The following is a 6,003-nucleotide window of genomic DNA, read 5'->3' as shown; positions in this document are numbered from 1 at the left end:
CAAAACGCTCGGCTGGGATACCCCAGCCGAGCGTCTGCGTGATCTAATCACCACCAACTAACAGCAGTGTTGCGTCGACCCCCTGAAACCGCCCACGGGCCCGCGCGGAACGACACGGGCCATCGCCGCGGCCTCGCTCACCGTTGCTCTGTTACTGACTGGTTGTACCAGTGATGAGCAGGAGTCGGCGACACCGCCGCCCTCCATACCCTCGGCCGACAACGAGGCACCAACGCCTGCCGAGGAGGACTCGCTGGCCACGCTCGGGGAACCGACGGAGCTCACGACCGATCTTGTGTCACCGTGGGGCCTGACCTTTCTCCCCGACGGCTCCGCCCTGGTCTCCGAACGAATCACCGGCGAGATCCAACGGATACCCGCAGACGGCGGCGACGCACAGACCGTCGGTGTCGTCCCCGACGTCGACGTCTCCTCCGAAGGCGGACTACTCGGCATCGTCGCATCCGAGGACTTCGATGAAGACCGCACCGTCTTCGCCTCAGTCTCCGGTGCCGATCAGAACCGCATCGTGGCACTGACCATCGCAGAAGACTACGGCTCACTGAGCGTGGACCGCGTCCTGCTCGACGGCATCGAGACCGCAGATCGGCACCATGGTGGCCGGATCGTCATCGGACCTGACGGGCACCTGTGGATCGGCACCGGAGACGCTTTCGAACCCGAGAACTCGGCGACCGCCGACTCTCTCAACGGGAAGATCCTCCGCATCGCCACCGATGGCTCCATCCCCGAGGACAACCCCGGCGACTCCCCGATCTACTCCAGCGGCCACCGCAACGTCCAAGGCATCGCCTTCGGGCCAGATGGCACCGCCTACGCCTCCGAGCTCGGACACCGCACCTGGGACGAGGTGAACGTCCTGCACCCCGGCGCCGACTACGGCTGGCCTGAGACCGAAGGCGCCGAAGGAGACACCGGCGAGGAACCCATCGCCGTCATCCACCCCGACGAGGCCAGCCCCTCCGGCGTCGCCTACGCCGAGGGCTCATTGTGGATCGGTGCCCTTGGCGGCCAACGGCTCTGGCAGCTGCCCGTCGACGGCGACACCGCGACAGCCGAACCGATCGCCCATCTCGTCGGCGACTACGGCCGGATCCGCACTGTCGAAGTCGCTCCCGATGGCTCCCTCTGGTTGATCACCTCCAACACCGACCTGGCCACCTGGGGCGGCACAGACCCCCGCCCCGGCGATGACCGCATCCTGCGCGTCGATGTCAGCGGGCCGTGACGGGGGGACGCACTGATGACGCACGCAACGCCTCTGGTGGCCGGCGCTGGGTTCGCTGCGGCCCGGCTCGGCGCGCGAGGATCTTTGATCTCCGACGCGACGTGGGCCATGGGGCGAGTCGATCGCTCCTCTGCCTCAGGCACGTACGCCGTCGACGATCAGGTCGAGGATGCGGTCTGCGCGTTCGGTCGCTTCGGCTTCGTCCATCCTCGACAGGAAGCCCAGAAGGATGAGCACATCCTGGGAGTCGACATCGGATCGAATCGATCCTTCGCTCTTCCCTGCGTCGAGCAGGAGGTCGATGGCCTCGCCTATGGAGCCCGTGTGACTCGTGGCGAGTTCATGCCCGGAGCTCGGCTCGAGCGCGGCGAGCACGCCCCGCTTGACGCGGGCGTACTCGGCGACGTTATCCAGCCAGCGACGCAGAGCAGCAGGCGCCTCGTGCAGTTCGAGCAGGGGTGCGGCGGAGGCCACGAGCGTGTCCACGTCGGCGCGGTAGACCTCTGCCAAGAGCGCTTCACGGGTAGGGAAGTTGCGATACAGCGTGCCCTGCCCGACCCCAGCCGCCTTCGCGACTGCGTTCATCGGCAGCTCCGACGTCGAGGTCAGCAGTTCACGAGCGACCTCCAGAATGCGCGCTCGGTTGTTCATCGCGTCAGCGCGCAGCCTGCGATCGGTCATATGAGACCACTCCTTGCTAAACGGACACGTGTCCAGATAGCCTTCGATAAACGGACACGTGTCAACTTACCCCATCAGGAGATCGTATGCCGCAGGTGCCGGACCCCATCACAGGCAAGATCGTCGTCGTCACCGGCGCGAGCAGCGGCATCGGACTCGAGATTGCGTCGATGCTCGCCCATCGCGGCGCATCCGTCGTGCTCGCCGCGCGACGCCGTGAACGCATCGACACACTCGCAGCATCGATCGTGGCTGCGGGCGGAAAGGCGATCGCCGTGCAGACCGACGTCACAGTGCTTGACGAGGTGCATGCGCTCATCCAGAGAGCGCTCGACGGGTTCGGACGGGTGGATGTGCTCGTCAACAACGCCGGCGTCGCGCGGCTCGGTCCCTTGGAGCAACTCGACGTCGACGACTGGGCCGCGATGATCGACGTCAATGTCCGCGGCCTCCTTCATGGCCTTGCCGCCACCCTGCCGGTCTTCCGCAGGCAGGGACAGGGACATGTGGTCACCACGGTCTCGACAGCAGGGATCACAATCTCACCCACTATGGCCGTCTACGCCGCGACGAAGAACGCCGCGCGAACCATCATGGAAGGTCTGCGCACCGAATCGACCGACGGCGTGATCCGCACTACCGAGATCTCACCCGGCTTCGTGCAGACCGAGCTGGCCGACGGCATGGAGTCATCTGCCCGCGAACGGATACAGGCTGGCATGCGGGAGTTCGGGCTCGATCCCAAGGCGATAGCTCGCGCGGTGTGCTTCGCCATCGAGCAGCCCGATGACGTCGAGGTGGGTGCACTCGCGATCCGCCCCGCCGTGCAGGCCTGAGTCGTTCCACGTCCTTGCCGCCCAACCGTTGTTGCTCACCCGCGAAGGAAGAACGATGATGTCGACCGACTATCTCACCATCGCCGATGCTGGCGCGGCTCTGCGGCGCGGCGACGTCTCTGCCCAGGAGTTGATGGCCCGTGCTCTCTCACGGGCCGACGCGCTCGACGAGGCCATCGGTGTGTTCATCAGCCGCTACACAGAGAGCGCTATGGAAGCCGCCCGCGCCGCCGACACTAGGTTCGCTCAGGGGCGAGATCGCGGACCACTGGACGGCATCCCGATCGCGATCAAGGACATCATCGCCGAGTCGCAGGGGCCCACCACCGCGCAGAGCCTGGTCATCCATCCCGAATGGGGCGAGAGCATCGGCGACGCGCCAGTGGTGTCCAGGCTGAAAGCGGCCGGTGCGATCATCGTCGGCAAGACCACCACCCAGGAGTTCGCGATCGGTGCGCCCGATCCCGAGAAGCCGTTTCCCATTCCAGCGAGCGCTTGGGATCCGAAGCGGTGGGCGGGTGGGTCCAGTTCCGGTTCCGGGTCGGCAGTGGCGACCGAGATGGCGCTGGGCGCTATCGGTACGGACACGGCGGGGAGCATCCGCATCCCCGCGGCGTTCAACGGGATCAGCGGTCTCCTCCCGACGGCAGGCCTGGTACCGAGGTCAGGGGTCGTTCCACTGGGGCATTCCCTCGACCGGACCGGTCCGATGGCGCGAAGCGTCCAGGACTGCGCGATCCTGCTCTCCGTACTCGCCGGAGACGATCCCTCCGACGCGAGCACGGTGATCAGACCGTCTGAGGACTATGCGTCTGGCCTGAGCGACAGTCTTGAGGGGGTCCGGGTCGGTGTAGATGACTTGGATCGATTCGCCGCCGGGGGCATTGATCCTGAGCAGCCGGCTCGCTTCGGCCAGGCTGTGGAACTGCTCCAGGAGGCCGGTGCCGAACTGATCCCGCTGGAGATCCCGCTGTATCCGGAGGCCGTTGCCGTCGATTTCGTCGTGATGCTTGCTGAGGCACACAGCTACCACCGGGCAGATCTGCTCTCGCGTTGGTCGGACTACGGCCGACCAACGCGTATTACCCTCGCCGGCGGTGCCTCGATCACCGCCGCTGAGTACATCCAGGCGCAGCGCGTCCGACGGCTTCTGCGTCAGAGGGTCGCCGACCTCTTCACCGACGTCGACCTGATCGCGACTCCCACCGGTCATCGGGGGGCTCCGAGCCTTACTGAACTGGACCCGCTCAACCCGCTAGGGGCGATGTTCTCCCTGCACACGCCCTACTGGAACGCGATCGGGAACTCGACACTGGCGATTCCCATCGGGCTATCGAGCGAGAGCACACCGCTTTCACTGTCCCTTTCCGGTCCTGCCTGGTCCGAGTCTTCGGTGTTACGCGCCGGCCACGCAATCCAACAGCGTTCCGCGTTCCATCTGGATCGAACGCCCCTCCTGAAGCCCCCTCGGCCTAGGAACACACTCGCCACGGCCTGAACCCGCACGCGACCAGAAAGGACACTGATGACAATTCCCGGGACAACAACATGGTCGTCCGACCCCGCAGAGCAGCAAGCCATTGCCGCCGTCCAAGCGATGCTCGCCGCACAGTCTGAGATGCTCTTCGCGGTCGACGAAGCACGCCCTCTCGATCCGGCCGGTTTCGACCCGGCCACCTGACGTCCGATGGCACAACCTTCGGATGGGAACACTGCAGGAGATCGGGATGGCGTCAATCGAGACGACTCCCGAAACTGACGCCCTAAGTGAACACCGCCTGCGTATCTCTGGGAAGTACCGGGTCACCAGTTCGAGGCTGATCCAGCCCAGGCCAGCCTGGCGGATACCCCTCCGCGTCGATCGTTGCATGGTCGGGGTTGATGGCTCTCCCACGGGCCGGCGGACTCCGCACCATGGACTAGAAGGCGCGGTGACTGAGCGGAGTCGACCATCATATGGATAGGCGGCATGCGCTGCACGTATGTCCGCCACGTGCGCCTGACAGCACGCTCGTTCGTGACCAAACCGCCACCCAGACTGACCTCACGTCACGTCCAGCACAGTGGGCGAATCCATGAGGCGCCTTCGTGACTTCAGGAACCGCACGCACCAATACTCATGCTCAAGGTGAGCCCGCCGGACGTGGCAACGCAGCTGAGCCCGCAGATTTCCACCCGATTATCGCGCGGACACTCACTCTCCATGACCACATCGACCCGATCGCTTACGACTACGTAAAGCTGATCTTCGTCCGCAACGGATCGGCGATCCTGCTCAGCGAGTTCGGCGAGAGACCAGTGAAGGTCGGCGATGTCGTGGTACTCGGCGCCAACACCCTATGCGGAAGCGAGCCCGAGGACTCGATCACCGTCACTACGCTCTACCTCGACAGGGCCTATGTCATCGATCAGGTGTTCTGGCAGCACGCCGCCTTGCTCTCGGATCGGTGCGAAGCGCAGGACTTCGCCGAGGCCTTGTACTCGGAACCAGCGCAGATACTCCAACTCGGCGAGGTCCGCGCCGAGGTGCTCGCGCCTTGGCTGAATGAGCTGGTCGCACTCAGCCTCGACGGGCCGTCACCCGACAAGTTCTACCGTGTACAAACACTGCTCTTCGCTGTGCTCGACGTCGTGACCCCATACGTGAGGACCACACCGGTCCGTCGATCCCCGACTCAACGAAAGGCGATGCATCCCGGTCATCCATCGCCTCGCCGATTGGCTCCCTTGCGAGACGAAGCGCAGCGAGCAGTCAATCTGCTTCGGGACGCACCCGATCGTCGGTGGACTCTCCAAGAACTGGCCACCGCCGTGCATCTCTCGCCATCCCAACTCGGTCGCATATTCGTGGACGCCTATGGAAAGACGCCGATGACCTACCTGATGACGTTGCGGGCTGAGCGGTTGGCACACCTACTACGTCACACGGACCTACCCATTGAGCAAGCGATGCGTGAGGTCGGCTGGCACAGCCGCGGCCATGCCGCCCGGATGTTCCGCCAAACGGTTGGCGTCACACCGACCCGCTACCGTCATCTCAGCCGCGAACCACGACACGCGGTCGCGTGAGTACTCCCACGGCTTGCTCAGAAGAAGCCGCAGGATTGGGCGCTCGCCACTAGCCACCCGGTGTTCCTCATCAGGGGAGTGTCCGATGAACGGTGGATCCGGCTTGGCATTGGTTAGTTTCCGGTTGGGGTGATGCGGCCTTCGAAGGCGATCGCGAAGGCGTTGAGC

The 6,003-nt window shown here is 65.0% G+C and carries 6 protein-coding genes; 5 read left to right on the top strand and 1 reads right to left on the bottom strand.

Annotated elements, in window-relative coordinates; all coding sequences use genetic code 11:
* The first annotated feature begins 295 nt into the window (after nt 1–295).
* On the top strand, nt 296–1,249 hold the full coding sequence (locus EV191_RS29870) for a PQQ-dependent sugar dehydrogenase (protein ID WP_243659343.1): 954 nt from the start codon (nt 296–298) through the stop codon (nt 1,247–1,249).
* 135 nt (nt 1,250–1,384) lie between these two features.
* Here EV191_RS29870 and EV191_RS29865 read toward each other — a convergent pair whose 3' ends face one another.
* Nucleotides 1,385–1,930, bottom strand: a complete 546-nt coding sequence (locus tag EV191_RS29865) for a TetR/AcrR family transcriptional regulator (RefSeq protein ID WP_132881470.1) — start codon at nt 1,928–1,930, stop codon at nt 1,385–1,387.
* 86 nt (nt 1,931–2,016) lie between these two features.
* Between EV191_RS29865 and EV191_RS29860 the strand changes: the two genes are divergently transcribed.
* The 4 genes from EV191_RS29860 (at nt 2,017) to EV191_RS29850 (ending at nt 5,835) form a co-directional block, all read left to right on the top strand.
* Nucleotides 2,017–2,766, top strand: coding sequence for an SDR family oxidoreductase (locus tag EV191_RS29860; protein WP_132881468.1), 750 nt, complete (start codon nt 2,017–2,019; stop codon nt 2,764–2,766).
* Between the two features lie 55 nt (nt 2,767–2,821).
* Nucleotides 2,822–4,264 carry an amidase gene (locus EV191_RS29855; protein ID WP_243659342.1) on the top strand — a complete coding sequence of 481 codons (1,443 nt, stop codon included), beginning with the start codon at nt 2,822–2,824 and terminating at the stop codon, nt 4,262–4,264.
* 27 nt (nt 4,265–4,291) lie between these two features.
* A complete protein-coding gene (locus tag EV191_RS30275; protein WP_165913175.1) occupies nt 4,292–4,447 on the top strand; it encodes a hypothetical protein in 156 nt (51 codons plus the stop codon).
* Between the two features lie 407 nt (nt 4,448–4,854).
* Entirely contained in the window at nt 4,855–5,835 is a 981-nt protein-coding gene (locus EV191_RS29850) for a helix-turn-helix domain-containing protein (protein WP_207894897.1), read from the top strand.
* The last annotated feature ends 168 nt before the right edge of the window (nt 5,836–6,003 follow it).

The organism is Tamaricihabitans halophyticus (genome assembly GCF_004340875.1).
GTDB lineage: Bacteria > Actinomycetota > Actinomycetes > Mycobacteriales > Pseudonocardiaceae > Tamaricihabitans > Tamaricihabitans halophyticus.
Note: the sequence above shows the minus strand (reverse complement) of the source record. Positions and strands in the feature narration are given on the sequence as shown.